Here is a 15,903-nt window from a genome sequence, read left to right on the forward strand (position 1 = left end):
CGATATATGGAATGAAATGAGCCATGACCAGACCTTAAGATTCTGGCATCAACGGGACGATGACAATGCACGCTAATTCTACCTTTTACTCCTCTAAAAAAACGCTTCTGGCTATTTTTGGTACCACTGCTCTGCTGCTCGCTTCCGGTTTTTCTAACGCGGCAAAAACTGAATATCCTCTGACGATTAAAAACTGCGGCCGCGATATTACCTTTAATCAGGCACCAACGCGCGTGGCAACGGTGGGTCAGAACAGTACCGAGATCCTCTATTCATTAGGGCTTGCCGATCGCGTCGTCGGTACTTCATTGTGGTTTGGCCCGGTACTGGACACCTATAAAACAGAAAATGAAAAAGTTGCCGTTATTGCGCAAAATATTCCGAGCTTTGAAGGGATTTTGGCTAAAAAACCGGATCTGGTCGCCAGCCAGTTTGAGTGGCAAATCGGCCCAGCTGGCACGGTTGCCTCTTATGAACAGTTTAGTGAACTGAAGGTTCCTGTTTACACCGCGCCAGCTGACTGTGCGAAAGATAACGAAGATGGTGGTGATGGTGTCCGTAAAGGGATGTTTGATATAACCATGGTGTATCAGGAAGTCGCCGATCTGGCAAAAATCTTCGATGTTCAGGATAAAGGCGAAGCGCTGATTGCCAGCCTTAAAGCACGTGAAGCCGCAGCGAAAAATAAAATTACCGGTATTGATAAGAATGTTTCTGCCGTGTTCTGGTTTTCAAGTGCCGATTTACAGCTCGATCCTTACGTTGCCGGAAAGTTTGGCCCAGCAGCATGGATAGCCCAAACACTGGGTGTGAAGAATGTGATTGATTCTGCCGAAGAATGGCCAACAGTGGGCTGGGAAACTATCGCTAAAGCTAATCCTTCTGTCATTGTGCTCGGCGAGATGAGCCGTCGCCGCTTCCCGGCAGATGACTGGAAGATCAAGATGGAATACCTCAAGTCCGATCCTGTCACCACGCTGGTTCCTGCCGTTAAGGAAAACCATCTGCCGGTCATCGACGTACAGACAATGAATGCTGGGATCAGAACTATTGATGGGCTAGAAAAACTGGCTGATGCCCTGGTTGAATATGGCTTAGCTCATCCGCAGGCTGCTCATTAATCTACGTTTTGCGCTATATCCTGCGCGGTATAGCGCATCTCTGTTACTCAGGAACGCAGATAATCATGAGTGATCCACGCAGGATGCGTCGTGCCTTTGGTCTGCTTGCAGTGAGAGTCGGTGGGCATACCGTCTGGGTCAGTGCGCTGATGTGCTGCGTACTGCTGGCGGGGATTTCCATCGGCGAAACGCTGATCCCCTGGCGGCATGTGCTCAGTACGCTGGCAAATCATCTTTTTGATACCCACTATCCTGTCGATGCGCTGGATGCAGGGATCGTCTGGAACTATCGCCTGACCCGAGCGCTGGTCTCTGCCAGTTGCGGTGCCTGCCTGGCTGTTTCCGGCGTAGTGTTACAGTCGCTGCTACGCAATGCACTCGCCGAACCTTATCTACTGGGGATTTCTGCCGGAGCATCCACCGGAGCGGTGCTGATTGCTCTCACCGGGCTTGGGGCCGGCGTTATCAGCATGTCATTGGGGGCTTTCATTGGCGCGCTAACGGCATTTATGTTCGTTGCACTATTGGCAATGGCTGCTGGCGGTAGACAAGGCGGCGGTGTGACAACCCAAATCATTCTTGCCGGCATCGCCAGCTCGCAGCTTTTCAATGCAATTACGTCGCTCATCATCACCCGCTCAGCAAATGCCGAGCAAGCGCGTGGAATTATGTTCTGGTTGTTAGGTAATTTGAGCGGTGTACGTTGGCCCGATGTTGTCTTAGCCATTCCTACCGCTCTGGTCGGTATTGTGCTGTGCTTCTGTTATGCCCGTCATCTCGACGCCTTCTCCTTTGGCGCTGAGTCTGCGGCATCGTTGGGCATTCCAGTAAAACGTACCCGTGCAGTACTGATTGCCGCCGTCACCGGCATGACGGCAATTATGGTCTCCATTGTTGGTGCGATCGGCTTCGTCGGTCTGGTTATCCCGCATGCCGCTCGTCTGCTGGTCGGCAACCAGCATCATCGACTGCTGCCAGTGAGTGCGCTTACCGGCGCGATTTTCCTCATTATCGCAGATGTTATTTCCCGCACGTTACTCCCCGGCCAGGTTCTACCAATAGGCGTGATCACAGCTCTGGTTGGCGCCCCTGCGTTTTCAATCATTCTGATTAGAGGAAACCAGAACAAATGACGGTGAATCTCAAATCCCCCCTTGTGACCTCTGCACAAGCCGTTATTGAAGCCTGTAATCTGCGCTGGAAGGTAAAAGGTAAGACGATTGTTGATGATATTTCACTCAGCGTTACGCCCGGTGAGTTTGTCGGCATCATTGGTCCCAACGGCTCGGGCAAAACGTCACTGATTTCACTGCTGGCCGGTTTGCTGAAGCCGACCTCCGGGTATATCACTCTGCAGCATAAGGCACTACAGCATTATTCGCGGCGTCATCTTGCGCAACAGGTGGCGCTGGTCGAACAACAGGCTGAAACCAGCGAGCGTCTTACTGCTTTACAAGCCGTTTCTCTGGGGCGAACCCCCTGGCTTAGCATGCTCTCCCCCTGGTCCGCCAAAGATGACGATATTGTGCAAACTATGCTGGAAAAGGTCGATCTCAGTGAATTACAGCATCGCTGCTGGCATACCTTTTCAGGGGGAGAAAAACAGCGCCTGCATATCGCCCGGGCGCTGGCGCAACAACCGCAGTTGTTGCTGATGGATGAGCCCACCAACCACCTCGACATTCAACATCAGATTGGCCTGCTGAGTCTGGTTAAACGTGAAAAGCTCACGGTGATTGCCGCTCTGCACGATCTTAATCATGCCGCGATGTTCTGCGATCGCATCATCGTAATGACGTCCGGACATATGGCGATGCAGGGGAAACCTTGCACCGTTTTTACCCGCGAAAACCTCCACACCTGGTTTGGAATCAACGCCATCATTGAAAAGGATGCGGGTGGTGAAAATTGTTTTATTCGTTATCAACGGCCTGATGAATTTTAAGGAAGAATCAATGAAATACCTCAAACAGAGTCTGCAAATTTTGTGTTTACTCGCCTTCGCCTCTTCTGCCTTCGCACAAACTCACGAAGTGTTGATGAAAAATCGTGGGGCTGGGGGACCAATGGTCTATGAGCCAGATTATCTGGAGATCCAGCCAGGGGATACGGTGAAGTTTATCCGTAAACATAAGAGCCACAACGCGGCTTCAATCGCTGAATTGTCTCCGGCTGGCTATCCTGGATTTATGGGAAAAATAGATGAAGAGATCGAAGTTACTTATGACAATGGCGGGTTTTACGGCATCAAATGTACACCGCATTACGCACAGGGCATGGTGATGCTGATTAAGGTTGGAGATGCCTCGTTACCAGAAAGCTACCGAGCGTTCAAAGCACCAGGTATTGCTGACAAGCGCTTTCAGGAAATTTACGCGCGTATCGACAAACGTTAATCCGCGATACTCAGGGAGGTATACGAGGTGGCAGAGAATAAACTTCCAGACGGCGAAATCCAGGAACAACGTAGGGAATGCCTGTGTAAACTGACAAAATTTGTCGGTGCAACAGGCATCGCGGCTGCAGTCTGGCCGCTGGTTTCGGCCTTGGGTCCGGATGAAAAAGCGCTTGGGGAAAATGAACCGATTGATGTCTCTCTTGCAGGTGTTGCTGCTGGACAAACCGTCAGACGCGTATGGCAAGGAAAGTTGATTCTTATTCACCATCGCACCACGGATGAAATCATTACTGCCAGAAGTGCCGACCTGGATACGCTTATCGACCCACAGCCAGACAGCGCCAGGGTCTCTGCAGCCCATCCTCAATGGCTGGTAGTTCAAGGTTATTGCCCACATGCCGGGTGTGTACCCAACGCCCGACCGGGAGGGGAGGGGTGGATTTGTCCGTGCCACGGTTCTGAGTTTGATACCTCCGGGCGCGTGACACGCGGGCCCGCGACTGCCAACCTGGCAATCCCAGACTACGTTATTCATTCCGATGGGCAGGTCGTGCGTATCGGCACGAAGGAAGTCTGAAATGAGGAATGAGCTTGTCTATTCGCTTCGCGGGCGTATCCCTTTTCCTCGCTCTGTTGCTGGACTCTGGGTATTTGCAATCGGCGCTATCCTGCTGGTTATGCTCGGGGTGCAGATCCTTACGGGTATTGTGCTGGCGATGTTTTACGTGCCGACGGCTGAGCTGGCATTTGACTCCATTATTCATATTATGCGCGCGGTTCGCCATGGAGAGCTGTTACGCAACATGCATGCTATTGGCGCGTCGCTCTTTTTCTTTGCCTGCTATCTGCATATTTTTCGTGGTATGTACTACAACGTTTACCGCAAGCCCTGGACGACAATGTGGATGGTTAGCGTCACGCTGTATATCCTGCTGATGATAACTGCGTTTCTTGGTTATAGCCTTATCTGGGGGCAAAAAAGCTACTGGGCGGCAACTGTAATTACCCGTTTTGCCCAGGCTATCCCGCTGGTGGGTGATTCAATTTACGCATATTTAGTCGGCAGCCATACGCCGGGGACACCGATGCTTGGCCGCTTTTTTGTTATCCACTTTATTCTTCCCATCGTGATTATCGTCGCCACGGTTATCCATATACGTACCGTACAGTCGGCGTTTGCCCAAGCGATGAAAAAGAAGTTTAGCGAGAAAGAGTCCAGGAGCCTGTTGTTCGATTACAAAATTACCGATCTCGATGCTATCAAAATCACTCTTTTTTTGATGGTTTTCGCCTGGTTTTTATTCTTCGCACCGCACTATCTGAGCAGCGCCGACAACTTTATTGCTGCGGACCCAACGATTACACCCGCGATTGTTGCGCCGGAATGGTATTTCCTTCCCTTCTTCTCCATCTTGCGCTGCTTCCCGAATGAATTCGTGGGACTAGCCGCGATGTGCGGTTCGATACTGATTTTCTATTTTCTGCCCTGGCTTGATACTTCCCGAGCTCGTTTTCGCCATTACAGCAAACTGGTTAAGTGCGGATACTGGCTATGGGTTATTAATGCCTGCTTTTTAGGCTGGTTAGGGTCGAAAGCGCTGGTTGGCCCAGATCTTCTTGATGGCTTTCGTAATGAAGAGGGTTGGATTCGTGCCGCATCCCAGCTTTCGACACTGATTTGGTTTGCCTGGTTTTTAATCGTCTTACCTTGCCGTCGTTTTTTGGAAAAACAGGATTGAGGATGAAACAACTATTGAAATTCAGCGTCCTGTCCTTTTCTCTATTGGGGCTGGGTTCCTCATATGCGCAGGAAGCCACACCTGAACGCCAGGAATGGAGCTTCAGCGGCATTACCGGTCAATATGATAAGGAACAGCTTAGACGTGGTCTGCAGGTTTATGAAGAGAAGTGTCGCGCTTGTCACGGCATGAAACACCTTACCTTTCGGACGTTGACCAGACCCGGTGGTCTGGAACTCACGGTTGAAGAAGCAAGAAGTATCGCCAGCGGCTATCAGTTTCCTGCGATTCAGGATGACGGCCAGATAGGTGAGCGCGACGGTACGCTAAATGACAGCTTTATATCACCATATCTAAACGACCGGGAAGCACGCTACCTTAATAATGGCGCTGAACCCGTTGACCTGAGCTATATCGTCCGTGCCCGCTCATACGATCGCGGATTCCCACAATTTTTGTTAGATGCTTTTCTGCCCTACACGGACCAGGGGGCAGATTACGTTTACGCGCTGCTAACCGGCTATCTGCCTGCCGATCCCGAACTGAAGGCTAATCGCTATTTTCCTGGCGGTGTGATTAACATGCCAAAACCGCTGACAAGTGGGGAGATCCAATGGAGCCCAGCGTCGAAAAAAGCTGAAACTGAGGAGCAATATGCCAGGGATGTTACCGCCTTTCTGGCATGGGCTGCCGACCCGACGATTTCTGAACGAAAGCAACAGGGAAATTACGTTATGGGCTATCTGGCTATTATGCTGGGCTTGCTATGGATAGCACGACTAATGAAGAGACGTTCGCTCATGTAGGTCTTGCGAGGCGGGGGATTACTCAGTTCACCAGCATTCAACCGGTCAGGTGCGCAGTTGCCCTTGCGCGAGTAAGACGAGTAAAGGAAGGCAAAATATAAACCGAGCAAAATGAAAAAACCCCAAGCTATTTTATAGCTTGGGGTTTATGTTTGGCGGAAGCGTAGAGATTCGAACTCTAGAACCCTTTCGGGTCGCCGGTTTTCAAGACCGGTGCCTTCAACCGCTCGGCCACGCTTCCAATGAGGCGCACTATAAACATCCCGAACGGACCTGTAAAGCACCAATGTGTTCGTTTGCCTGAAAAACAGCCAAAATGTTGTTAATCGACTGAAATAACAACAAATTGACCATTTATTCAGCACGAATACCGGCTATAGCGCTTAATGTTTTTTGATGTACATATCTTTGGTGTAGTAATTTCCCCGGTTATCCGGCGCAAATCCCCCCACCCACGGCTTCACCAGATGCGTGCGGACATAGTGGTAAACCGGAATCGCGGGCACATCCTCACCTAAAAGGTCTTCAGCCTGCTGATAATATTTACCGCGTTCTTCCAGTGAACTTGCTTTTGCCGCATTACGCATCGCTTCATCAAAGGCGGGGTTACTGTACTTGGTGGTGTTCTCGCTATCACCGGTCCGGAAGATATTGAGGAAACTTGAGGCATCATCATAGTCGGCTATCCACGCATAGCGCACGACGTCAAAATTACCGGTGTGCATAGTGTCCAGCATGGTTTTCCATTCCTGGTTTTGCAGCTTCGCCTCGACGCCAAGGTTTTTCTTCCACATCGACGATGCGGCAATCGCAATACGCTGGTGCGTTTCGAAGGTGTTGTAGAGCAGATTTAAGCTAAGCGGATGCTCAGGACCAAAACCGGCTTCAGCCAGCAGTTTTTTGGCTTCAGCAATACGTTTTTCGAGCGGCCATGACGCATACTCCGGCGCATGCAGTTTCACCCCACCTATTTCCGGCTGGCTGATAACCCACGCTGCTCGCTGCCCCTGCCCCATCACCTTTTGCGCAATGATGTCTTTATCCAACGCCATATTCAGCGCCCGGCGCACGCGCGGATCATTAAACGGCGCGCGGGTTGTATTGAACTGATAGTAATACGTTGAAAGCTGAGGCGAGACATGCAGTTCATCCCCCATTGTTTTTTTCAGTTGCGCGAACTGGTTAACCGGTACGCTATACACAATGTCGATTTCACCGGCCTTATAGCGATTTACGTCAGCCGACTCTGAGCTAATAGGCAAATAAGTAACTTTATTAATAACCGTATGCCGATCGTCCCAGTAATGTGGGTTACGCTCGGCAACGATGCGCTCATTAACCACCCACTGCGATAATTTGTACGGCCCGCTGCTGACAAAATGCTCTGGCCGGGTCCACTTATCGCCAAAACGACCTATCAACACTTTATCCAGCGGGACCAGAGATGGATGCGCCAGCATCGCCAGAAACGCCGCCGTCGGTTGCGTCAGGGTAATTTCCAGCGTGGTATCATCCAGGGCTTTGACTCCCAGCGTAGCGGGATCTTTTTTCCCCTGGGCAATATCAACCGCGTTCGCAACGTGCATGTTGCCCAGATACGAAGCATAAGGTGAAGCCGTTTGCGGCGAGACCAGACGCTGCCAGCTCCAGACGACATCCTGTGCGGTAATAGCAGATCCATCTGACCAGGTTATGCCCGGGCGTAAATGGAAGGTCCAGACAGCGTTGCCTTTATTCTCCCAGGACGCGGCTAGACGGGGTTCGATAGACCCATCCTGCTCGACAGCCACCAGACCGTCGAACATATCGCTGATTAAATTAAACTCAACGTTGCTTTCAACTTTATGCGGATCCAGCGATGCCGGCTCACTGCCGTTGTTTCTGACCAGTTCCTGTTTTTCTGCCAGTAGTGTTCCTGCGGGAACATTTGCCGCCCTCGCCGCGCCGTTTATAGACATCAAACAGACAGCCAACAGCGTAAACGTCAATATCTTCGATTTATGTTGAATCATTCCCTTTACCTTATTGCTCTGTTTTATGTAGACACCGATGTCACTGTCAGAGAGATTCAGGAATAACGCAATATTTTTCAGTTACCTGGTAGATAGCGATCTGACATTTTTGCACATACAGTGCTAACATCTAATTCGGGAACTTTTGTTGAAATAATATGCTTAAGTCTGGCGGGCTAAAATGCGTAAAGATGGGTAAAACCGCTGTGTCATTCCTCTTGATTTCATTATCCTCCATCATTAATTACATCTGTCATAAGAGAGTGACTCATGGATCGTATTATTAGTTCTTCGCGCGAGCGTACATCGCTACTCAGCACGCATAAGGTGCTGCGCAATACCTATTTCCTGCTCAGCCTGACGCTGGCGTTTTCAGCGATCACCGCAACCGCCAGTACCGTACTGATGTTACCTTCTCCGGGACTTATCCTGACGCTGGTGGGTATGTATGGTCTGATGTTCCTGACCTATAAAACGGCGGATAAACCGGTTGGTATTCTGTCAGCTTTCGCTTTCACTGGCTTCCTGGGCTACATCTTGGGACCGATGCTGAATACATACCTGTCCGCAGGCATGGGTGATGTTATCGCCATGGCGCTGGGCGGTACGGCGCTGGTCTTCTTCAGCTGCTCGGCCTATGTGCTGACCACGCGTAAAGATATGTCCTTCCTCGGCGGTATGCTGATGGCGGGTGTTGTAGTGGTGTTGATTGGTATGGTTGCCAATATCTTCCTGCAACTGCCAGCATTACATCTGGCAATCAGCGCGGTGTTCATTCTGATTTCTTCAGGCGCAATCCTGTTTGAAACCAGCAATATCATCCGCGGCGGTGAAACCAACTATATTCGTGCCACCGTTAGCCTGTATGTTTCGCTGTACAACATCTTCGTCAGCCTGCTGAGTATTCTGGGCTTCGCCAGCCGCGATTAAGATGTCCACACGCATTATCCAGCCCCGCTTATGCGGGGCTTTCTTTTTTGGTAAACTGCCGCCAGTTTGACTAACGCAGTGACGAATTATGTTGATCTTTGAAGGTAAAGAAATCAGTACCGATAGCGAAGGCTATCTGAAAGATACCACGCTGTGGAGCGAGGCGCTGGCGGAGAGAATCGCCGAAAACGAAGGCATTACGCTCTCCGCGGAACACTGGGAAGTGGTGCGTTTTGTCCGCGAGTTTTATCTGGAGTTTAATACCTCCCCCGCTATCCGCATGCTGGTAAAAGCGATGGCCAACAAGTTTGGCGAAGAGAAAGGCAACAGCCGTTATCTCTACCGCCTGTTCCCGAAAGGTCCGGCCAAGCAGGCGACTAAAATTGCCGGCCTGCCGAAACCGGTGAAATGTATTTAATAGCGGATACTAAATCCCTTTAGCTCGTCGCCAGGACGATGTGGTTCACTGAGAACCCGGTCAACCCTGGCGCTGCTCGGCCCCCCGGCTTTCAACCACTTCATCAGCTGTTCTACCCGGTCGCTTTCACCGCAGGCGACAACCTCTACGCTGCCGTCATCCATATTCTTCGCGTAGCCGGTCAACCCCAGCCGTTGTGCTTCATGCTGGGTGGTGTAGCGAAATCCTACCCCCTGAACCCGGCCATAGACCCAGGCGATTATGCAGACTTTCGACATTGCGGTTCTCCTTATCATCACAGCGCGCGTTGCAAATATGCGTAAAACTCAGGACAATGGCGCCCATTTCTTTGAATTGACAGAATAGTAAATTATGAGTGTACGTTTAGTGTTAGCCAAAGGGCGCGAAAAATCATTACTGCGCCGCCATCCGTGGGTATTTTCCGGTGCTGTCGCACGTATGGAAGGTAAAGCCAACCTCGGTGAAACCATCGATATTGTTGACCATCAGGGTAAATGGTTAGCACGCGGCGCGTACTCACCCGCGTCGCAGATCCGTGCACGCGTCTGGACATTCGACAAGTCTGAGTCCATCGATATTGATTTCTTCACCCGTCGTCTACAACAAGCGCAAACATGGCGTGACTGGCTGGCGAAAAAAGACGGTCTGGACAGTTACCGTCTGATCGCCGGAGAATCCGATGGCCTGCCGGGCATCACCATTGACCGCTTCGGCAACTTCCTGGTGTTGCAGTTGCTCAGTGCGGGGGCTGAATACCAACGCGCCGCGCTGATTAGCGCTCTGCAAATTGTTTTCCCGGACTGCGCCATTTATGACCGTAGCGATGTGGCCGTACGTAAAAAAGAAGGTATGGAGCTGACTCAAGGGCCAGTAACGGGTGAGCTTCCGCCAGCCCTGCTGCCGATTGAAGAGCACGGAATGAAGCTGCTGGTTGATATTCAGCATGGTCACAAAACCGGCTATTACCTCGATCAACGCGACAGCCGCCTGGCCACGCGTCGTTATGTGGAAAATCAGCGTGTACTGAACTGTTTCTCTTATACCGGCGGCTTTGCGGTCTCAGCATTAATGGGCGGATGCCGTCAGGTCGTCAGCGTTGACACCTCTCAGGAAGCGCTCGATATTGCCCGCCAGAACGTGGAACTGAACAAGCTGGATCTGAGCAAAGCTGAGTTCGTGCGTGATGATGTGTTCAAACTTCTGCGTGCTTATCGCGATCGTGGTGAGAAATTCGACGTCATCGTGATGGATCCGCCGAAATTTGTCGAAAACAAAAGCCAGTTGATGGGTGCCTGCCGCGGCTATAAGGACATCAATATGCTGGCTATTCAGTTGCTCAATCCTGGCGGTGTGCTGCTGACTTTCTCCTGCTCTGGGCTAATGACCACCGATTTATTTCAGAAAATCATCGCTGATGCCGCAATAGATGCTGGTCGTGATGTACAATTTATAGAGCAGTTCCGTCAGGCCGCCGATCACCCGGTGATCGCTACCTACCCGGAAGGGCTGTATCTGAAAGGGTTTGCCTGTCGCATCATGTAACTTGAAAAGTGGAATATTACCCTTACATAAAGGGTATCTATTTCCCGGGAGGTGACTATGATTGCCAGCAAATTCGGTATCGGCCAGCAGGTCCGCCATTCCCTGTTAGGTTACCTCGGAGTGGTCGTGGATATCGACCCGGAATATTCGCTTGATCAACCGTCAGCCGATGAGTTGGCGGTTAACGACGAACTTCGCGCCGCTCCCTGGTATCACGTGGTGATGGAAGACGATAATGGTCTGCCAGTGCATACGTATCTGGCCGAAGCACAACTGAGTAGTGAGCTACAGGAAGAACATCCGGAGCAACCGTCGATGGATGAACTGGCGCGAACAATTCGAAAACAGCTTCAGGCCCCGCGCCTGCGCAATTGATGCTAACACAGGCCCGATGGCGATTCGCTAATCGGGCCTGTGCGTTTTGTTCGGCTACAGATCAGCCTTACTTCGCCAGTCCCAGCCGCGGGATCTCAATCGCCGGGCAGCGATCCATCACCACCGTCATCCCTGCATCGCGAGCCAGCACGGCTGCCTGCTCGTTAATCACGCCGAGCTGCATCCATAGCGTCTTCGCGCCGATGGCAATTGCCTCCTGAGCAACACCCCACGCCGCTTCAGAATTACGGAAGACATCTACCATATCCACTTTCTCTGGTACATCTGCCAGCGTCGCATAACCCTGCTGCCCCAGCAGCGTTTTTCCGGCAACCTTCGGTGAAACAGGAATAACGTGATAGCCCTGATCGAGTAAATATTTCATCACCCGATAGCTTGGACGATCGGGTTTATCGCTTGCCCCCACCAGCGCAATCGTACGGGTCGTTGTCAAAATGCCAGCAATATCGGTCTCTTTCATCGTTTTCCTCCAGGCTGTTTAGCAAAGTGTACGACAAACCTGACTTTGCAACCATTCATCCCATACTGGCGCATGAGAGCTAAACTCAAAAATATGTCTATATGTTAGTAAACATGATTATCGAAAAATTTAGATACATCTTATAGAGATATTTTCTGGACAGGAGAAACCTATGAAAGCCGGCATTGTGACAGCCTTGATTGCCCTATGTTTGCCGGTAACCGTTTTTGCTACCTCTTTACGTCTGTCTAATGATATTGACCTTCTGGTACTGGACGGAAAAAAAGTCTCCAGCTCATTACTGCGTGGTGCCGACAGTATTGAGCTGGAAAATGGTCGGCACCAGCTCGTGTTTCGCGTAGAAAAAACCATTCGCCTGTCCAGCCACGAAGAACGTCTGTATATTTCGCCTCCGTTGGTCATCAGCTTTGATACCCAACTCGTCAGTCAGGTTAATTTCCACCTCCCACGTCTGAGCAACGAGCGGGATGCAACGCATTTTGATGATGCCCCGCGCGTAGAACTGCTGGATGGGGACTCCATGCCTATACCGGTTAAGCTGGATATTCTGTCAATCACGTCCACCGCAAAAATCGTAGATTATGAAATGGAAACAGAGCGCTATAACAAAGCGGCTAAGCATGCGTCTTTACCGCAATTTGCCACAATGATGGCCGATGACAGTTCGCTGCTTTCCGGGGTGTCAGAACTGGATCGCGTGCCGCCTCAGTCGCAAACACTGACCGAGCAGCGCTTAAAATATTGGTTTCAACAGGCTGACGCACAAACGCGAAGTAACTTCTTACAATGGGCGGAGAAACAACCCCCATCGTGACATTTATGTTCGTATACGCATTTTTTTTGTCTTTCTCTTGCAGCGTCAAGTGCTTCCAGTACTCTGTAACAAGGTTAACTTGGGAGCTGTACTATGGAATTAACGACTCGCACATTGCCAGCGCAGAAACATATTGCGTTGGTCGCACACGATCACTGCAAAAAGATGTTGATGAGCTGGGTTGAACGCCACCAGCCATTACTGGAAAAACACGTTCTGTATGCAACAGGAACAACAGGAAACTTAATTCAACGCGCGACAGGAATGGACGTCAACGCCATGCTGAGCGGCCCGATGGGGGGGGACCAGCAGGTGGGTGCGCTGATTTCAGAAGGGAAAATTGATGTGCTGATTTTCTTCTGGGATCCGCTCAACGCCGTTCCCCACGATCCTGATGTCAAAGCCCTGCTACGCCTGGCCACGGTCTGGAACATTCCAGTCGCCACCAACGTGTCAACGGCTGATTTTATTATCCAGTCGCCAAACTTCAACGACGCAACAGATATCTTGATCCCGGATTACGCCCGTTATCTGGCAGAACGCCTCAAATAAACGCTAAGCAGGCGGTAATTGCCGCCTGCTTTTCAGGGTTTCCTGGTCACCGGAACGTCTAATTGCTTAAGCTCATCAACAAAGCATGATGGCGCGTCTTTGCTAAACAGTAGCCATACCCGATGCCGCGCACGCGTTAGCGCCACATACAGCAACCGTCTCTCTTCCGCATCAGGAAAATCTTCAACAGCCGGGAGTAACGCCTCTTCCATAATCGACTCGCGAGCCGGAGCCGGGAAACCGTCATTCCCTTCATGAAGCCCCATCACAATGACATAATCCGCCTGCTGCCCTTTGCTGGCATGAATAGTCATAAAATCCAGCTGCAGCTTGGGCCAGCGGGTGGCCGCTTTGTCCAGGCTGGCAGGTTTGAGATGATGGTATCGCGCCAGCACCAGAATTCTCTCTTCGGCTTTTACAAAACCCGACAGCTTATCCAGCAACAGATCTAACTGGCTTTCGTCGAGCAACGTGACGGCTTTTTTATCACCGGTCGCCAGACTGTTCAGCGGTTTTGTGAGCTGGTGTGGGTTTTGCTGGATAAACTGGTTTGCGACTTCGCCGATACGGCTATTAAAACGGTAAGTCGTATCCAGATTACAGCTATCGCCCTCACCAAAATTTTGCTGAAATGCGGTTGTCAGAGAAAGCTGTGCTCCGCTGAACCGGTAAATTGCCTGCCAGTCATCTCCCACGGCAAACAGCGTGGTCTGCGAGTTTTGCTTACGCAAGGCGGCTAACAGGGCGGCGCGCTGAGGGGAAATATCCTGAAATTCATCGACCAGAATATGTTTCCACGGACTGATAAACCGCCCCTTCTCCAGAATGACAATAGCCTGATGGATCAACCCGGAGAAATCGACGGCATTCTCATCCTTCAGGGCACTCTTCCAGGCCTTGAGCAGCGGCGCCATTAGCTTTATGCGTTTACTGAACAGATCACGGATCTCCTCCGGAGCATTAGCAATCATCTCCGCCTGTGCTCCGCCATGCATTCGCATCAAACTAACCCAGCGATCCAACCGGGAGGCCAGACGGCGCTGTAATTTTTCGTCATCCCAGAAATTACCTTCGGGTACAGACCACTGCATTTCTTCTTCTAACCATTGTCGCCAGCCTTTAGCCTGAGCCTTTTTCTCACTGCACTGCTGACGCCAGGTTGTTATAAAGAGTTTGTTGCGCGCGATAGCATCATTTTCAAGCTTGCTTACCGTTGGGACTTTTTTGCTGCCTTGCGAAATAATGTGCAACGCGAGTGAATGGAACGTCCGTGCGGTGACCTCATCCGTATGCAGACGCTCACGGATGCGGTCATCCATCTCCTGGGCGGCTTTGCGTCCAAACGCCAGCAACAGGATCTGTTCTGGTGCGGCTTCTCCTCGTGCAAGCAACCAACCAGCCCGGGCAACCAACACAGATGTTTTACCGCTTCCAGCACCAGCAAGTACCAACAATGATTGCTCACCGTTCACCACCGCGCGCGCCTGAGCAGGGTTCAACGGCGAAGATTCAATATGCTGGAAAAACTCGGCATACTCTTCCAGCATTGCATCGGTGTACGCCTGATTGTGCTGTAAGCGACAGGCTTCAATGTCTTTCAACCATGCCTGGCATTGACGTAACGCCTCCCTGCAATTTTCAAATTCCTCCAGCCGATTAACCGAGAGCGGTAACGCGGCAAAGGCACGGCGAATCTGCTGCTGCAGCCCTGACGTTTGTTCGCGCGTCAGCCATTTACTTTCACTAGTACGCGCCGCTATCGCATCCAATTGCTGCTGTAAAACCCCGGCAGCAACGTCACTCATTTCCTGGCTCCACTGTTGCCAGAGCGCATTCAAATGATGATGGAAGCGCTGGGTTTCCGCCCACTCTGTACCGTGAAGACGAACCACCTTCTCATCCGGGAGTACAAACTCCAGCTCGCCCCATACCAGGCCGCGTTTGCAATGAATAGCCAGTAACTGATTGAAGGGAATAAGATACTCGTGACGATCGCCGGAAACTTTAATCCCGGCATTGAGAATAACGGCCCGATCGTAAGGGTGTTGTGCCAGACGTTTTCCAAGAGAAGTTGCTTTCAGTTCCATAAGACTCAAGCGGATCCACACGAAGAGGTTTGCTTATCAGTGTAACCGCCAGAGAAAACGTGCTCCAGCCCAAAAAAACGTTACAATTGCCGAATTCACAGAAAACCAGAGTTAACCGAGGGTTTATGCGTACTGTTCTGAATATTTTAAATTTTGTGCTTGGGGGGTTCGCCACCACCCTGGCCTGGTTACTGGCAACGCTGGTCAGTGTCGTGCTTATTTTTACTTTACCCTTGACCCGTTCATGCTGGGAGATAACCCGACTTTCGCTGTTTCCCTATGGTAACGAAGCGATTCATGTCGATGAACTGAATCCGGCCGGTAAAAGCGTCCTGTTAAATACCGGCGGCACCGTGCTCAATATTTTCTGGCTGATTTTCTTCGGCTGGTGGTTGTGCCTGATGCACATTATCTCTGGTATTGCTCAGTGCATTACGATTATTGGTATTCCGGTTGGCATTGCAAACTTTAAAATCGCTGCCATTGCGCTCTGGCCGGTGGGTCGCCGGGTGGTTTCAGTAGAAGTTGCCCGTGCAGCGCGTGAAGCCAATGCGCGTCGTCGTTTTGAATAATCAGGACCGATGGC

18 protein-coding genes and 1 tRNA gene are annotated in these 15,903 nt (G+C 51.0%); 14 read left to right on the top strand and 5 right to left on the bottom strand.

Annotated elements, in window-relative coordinates; genetic code table 11:
- The first annotated feature begins 65 nt into the window (after window positions 1-65).
- The 7 genes from OGY17_RS15700 (at window position 66) to OGY17_RS15730 (ending at window position 6,064) form a co-directional block, all read left to right on the top strand.
- Entirely contained in the window at window positions 66-1,121 is a 1,056-nt protein-coding gene (locus OGY17_RS15700) for an ABC transporter substrate-binding protein (protein WP_008784305.1), read from the top strand.
- Between the two features lie 65 nt (window positions 1,122-1,186).
- Entirely contained in the window at window positions 1,187-2,254 is a 1,068-nt protein-coding gene (locus OGY17_RS15705) for a FecCD family ABC transporter permease (RefSeq protein WP_020996505.1), read from the top strand.
- Entirely contained in the window at window positions 2,251-3,066 is an 816-nt protein-coding gene (locus tag OGY17_RS15710; protein WP_048235686.1) for an ABC transporter ATP-binding protein, read from the top strand. Before OGY17_RS15705 ends, OGY17_RS15710 begins: the two co-directional genes overlap by 4 nt.
- A 10-nt stretch (window positions 3,067-3,076) precedes the next feature.
- Window positions 3,077-3,517: a pseudoazurin gene (locus OGY17_RS15715; protein ID WP_057067670.1), complete on the top strand. Its 441-nt coding sequence runs from the start codon at window positions 3,077-3,079 to the stop codon at window positions 3,515-3,517.
- Window positions 3,518-3,544: 27 nt separating this feature from the next.
- Window positions 3,545-4,096, top strand: a complete 552-nt coding sequence (gene petA, locus OGY17_RS15720) for a ubiquinol-cytochrome c reductase iron-sulfur subunit (protein ID WP_057067671.1) — start codon at window positions 3,545-3,547, stop codon at window positions 4,094-4,096.
- A gap of 1 nt (window position 4,097) precedes the next feature.
- Window positions 4,098-5,258 carry a cytochrome b gene (locus OGY17_RS15725; protein WP_057067672.1) on the top strand — a complete coding sequence of 387 codons (1,161 nt, stop codon included), beginning with the start codon at window positions 4,098-4,100 and terminating at the stop codon, window positions 5,256-5,258.
- A gap of 2 nt (window positions 5,259-5,260) precedes the next feature.
- Window positions 5,261-6,064 carry a cytochrome c1 gene (locus tag OGY17_RS15730; RefSeq protein WP_008784299.1) on the top strand — a complete coding sequence of 268 codons (804 nt, stop codon included), beginning with the start codon at window positions 5,261-5,263 and terminating at the stop codon, window positions 6,062-6,064.
- 153 nt (window positions 6,065-6,217) lie between these two features.
- Here OGY17_RS15730 and OGY17_RS15735 read toward each other — a convergent pair.
- Together OGY17_RS15735 and OGY17_RS15740 are read right to left on the bottom strand one after the other, a co-directional pair.
- A tRNA-Ser gene (locus tag OGY17_RS15735) sits at window positions 6,218-6,305 on the bottom strand.
- Between the two features lie 142 nt (window positions 6,306-6,447).
- Complete coding sequence (locus tag OGY17_RS15740; RefSeq protein WP_204557578.1) at window positions 6,448-8,076, bottom strand: ABC transporter substrate-binding protein; 1,629 nt, start codon at window positions 8,074-8,076, stop codon at window positions 6,448-6,450.
- 270 nt (window positions 8,077-8,346) lie between these two features.
- Here OGY17_RS15740 and yccA point away from each other — a divergent pair, with 270 nt between their 5' ends.
- Both yccA and tusE read left to right on the top strand, forming a co-directional pair.
- Window positions 8,347-9,006, top strand: coding sequence for an FtsH protease modulator YccA (yccA, locus tag OGY17_RS15745; protein ID WP_008784297.1), 660 nt, complete (start codon window positions 8,347-8,349; stop codon window positions 9,004-9,006).
- Between the two features lie 88 nt (window positions 9,007-9,094).
- On the top strand, window positions 9,095-9,424 hold the full coding sequence (gene tusE / locus OGY17_RS15750) for a sulfurtransferase TusE (protein WP_008784296.1): 330 nt from the start codon (window positions 9,095-9,097) through the stop codon (window positions 9,422-9,424).
- Here the strand turns inward: tusE and yccX are convergent.
- Window positions 9,421-9,702, bottom strand: a complete 282-nt coding sequence (gene yccX / locus OGY17_RS15755; protein WP_020996508.1) for an acylphosphatase — start codon at window positions 9,700-9,702, stop codon at window positions 9,421-9,423. The two genes, tusE and yccX, sit on opposite strands and share 4 nt — an antisense overlap.
- Window positions 9,703-9,796: 94 nt before the next feature.
- Between yccX and rlmI the strand changes: the two genes are divergently transcribed.
- Both rlmI and hspQ read left to right on the top strand, forming a co-directional pair.
- Window positions 9,797-10,987 (top strand): 23S rRNA (cytosine(1962)-C(5))-methyltransferase RlmI, encoded by a 1,191-nt coding sequence (gene rlmI, locus OGY17_RS15760; RefSeq protein ID WP_008784294.1) that lies wholly within the window; start codon window positions 9,797-9,799, stop codon window positions 10,985-10,987.
- A gap of 57 nt (window positions 10,988-11,044) precedes the next feature.
- The gene (gene hspQ / locus OGY17_RS15765) at window positions 11,045-11,362 is read left to right on the top strand and encodes a heat shock protein HspQ (protein WP_003035905.1); all 318 of its coding nucleotides are present in this window, start codon (window positions 11,045-11,047) and stop codon (window positions 11,360-11,362) included.
- Window positions 11,363-11,429: 67 nt separating this feature from the next.
- Here hspQ and OGY17_RS15770 read toward each other — a convergent pair whose 3' ends face one another.
- A complete protein-coding gene (locus OGY17_RS15770; RefSeq protein ID WP_032942909.1) occupies window positions 11,430-11,843 on the bottom strand; it encodes a CoA-binding protein in 414 nt (137 codons plus the stop codon).
- A gap of 172 nt (window positions 11,844-12,015) precedes the next feature.
- On the opposite strand from OGY17_RS15770, the gene csgI reads away from it, so the two are divergent.
- Window positions 12,016-12,678 (top strand): curli synthesis inhibitor, encoded by a 663-nt coding sequence (gene csgI / locus OGY17_RS15775; protein ID WP_016149882.1) that lies wholly within the window; start codon window positions 12,016-12,018, stop codon window positions 12,676-12,678.
- 93 nt (window positions 12,679-12,771) lie between these two features.
- Entirely contained in the window at window positions 12,772-13,230 is a 459-nt protein-coding gene (mgsA, locus tag OGY17_RS15780) for a methylglyoxal synthase (protein ID WP_003035897.1), read from the top strand.
- Window positions 13,231-13,262: 32 nt separating this feature from the next.
- On the opposite strand, the gene helD is transcribed toward mgsA, so the two are convergent.
- Window positions 13,263-15,317 carry a DNA helicase IV gene (helD, locus tag OGY17_RS15785; protein WP_286607764.1) on the bottom strand — a complete coding sequence of 685 codons (2,055 nt, stop codon included), beginning with the start codon at window positions 15,315-15,317 and terminating at the stop codon, window positions 13,263-13,265.
- Between the two features lie 125 nt (window positions 15,318-15,442).
- Between helD and OGY17_RS15790 the strand changes: the two genes are divergently transcribed.
- Entirely contained in the window at window positions 15,443-15,889 is a 447-nt protein-coding gene (locus OGY17_RS15790) for a YccF domain-containing protein (protein WP_003831998.1), read from the top strand.
- Window positions 15,890-15,903 lie beyond the last annotated feature (14 nt).

Source organism: Citrobacter sp. Cpo126, assembly GCF_030332445.1.
In the GTDB taxonomy this organism is placed as follows: domain Bacteria; phylum Pseudomonadota; class Gammaproteobacteria; order Enterobacterales; family Enterobacteriaceae; genus Citrobacter; species Citrobacter portucalensis.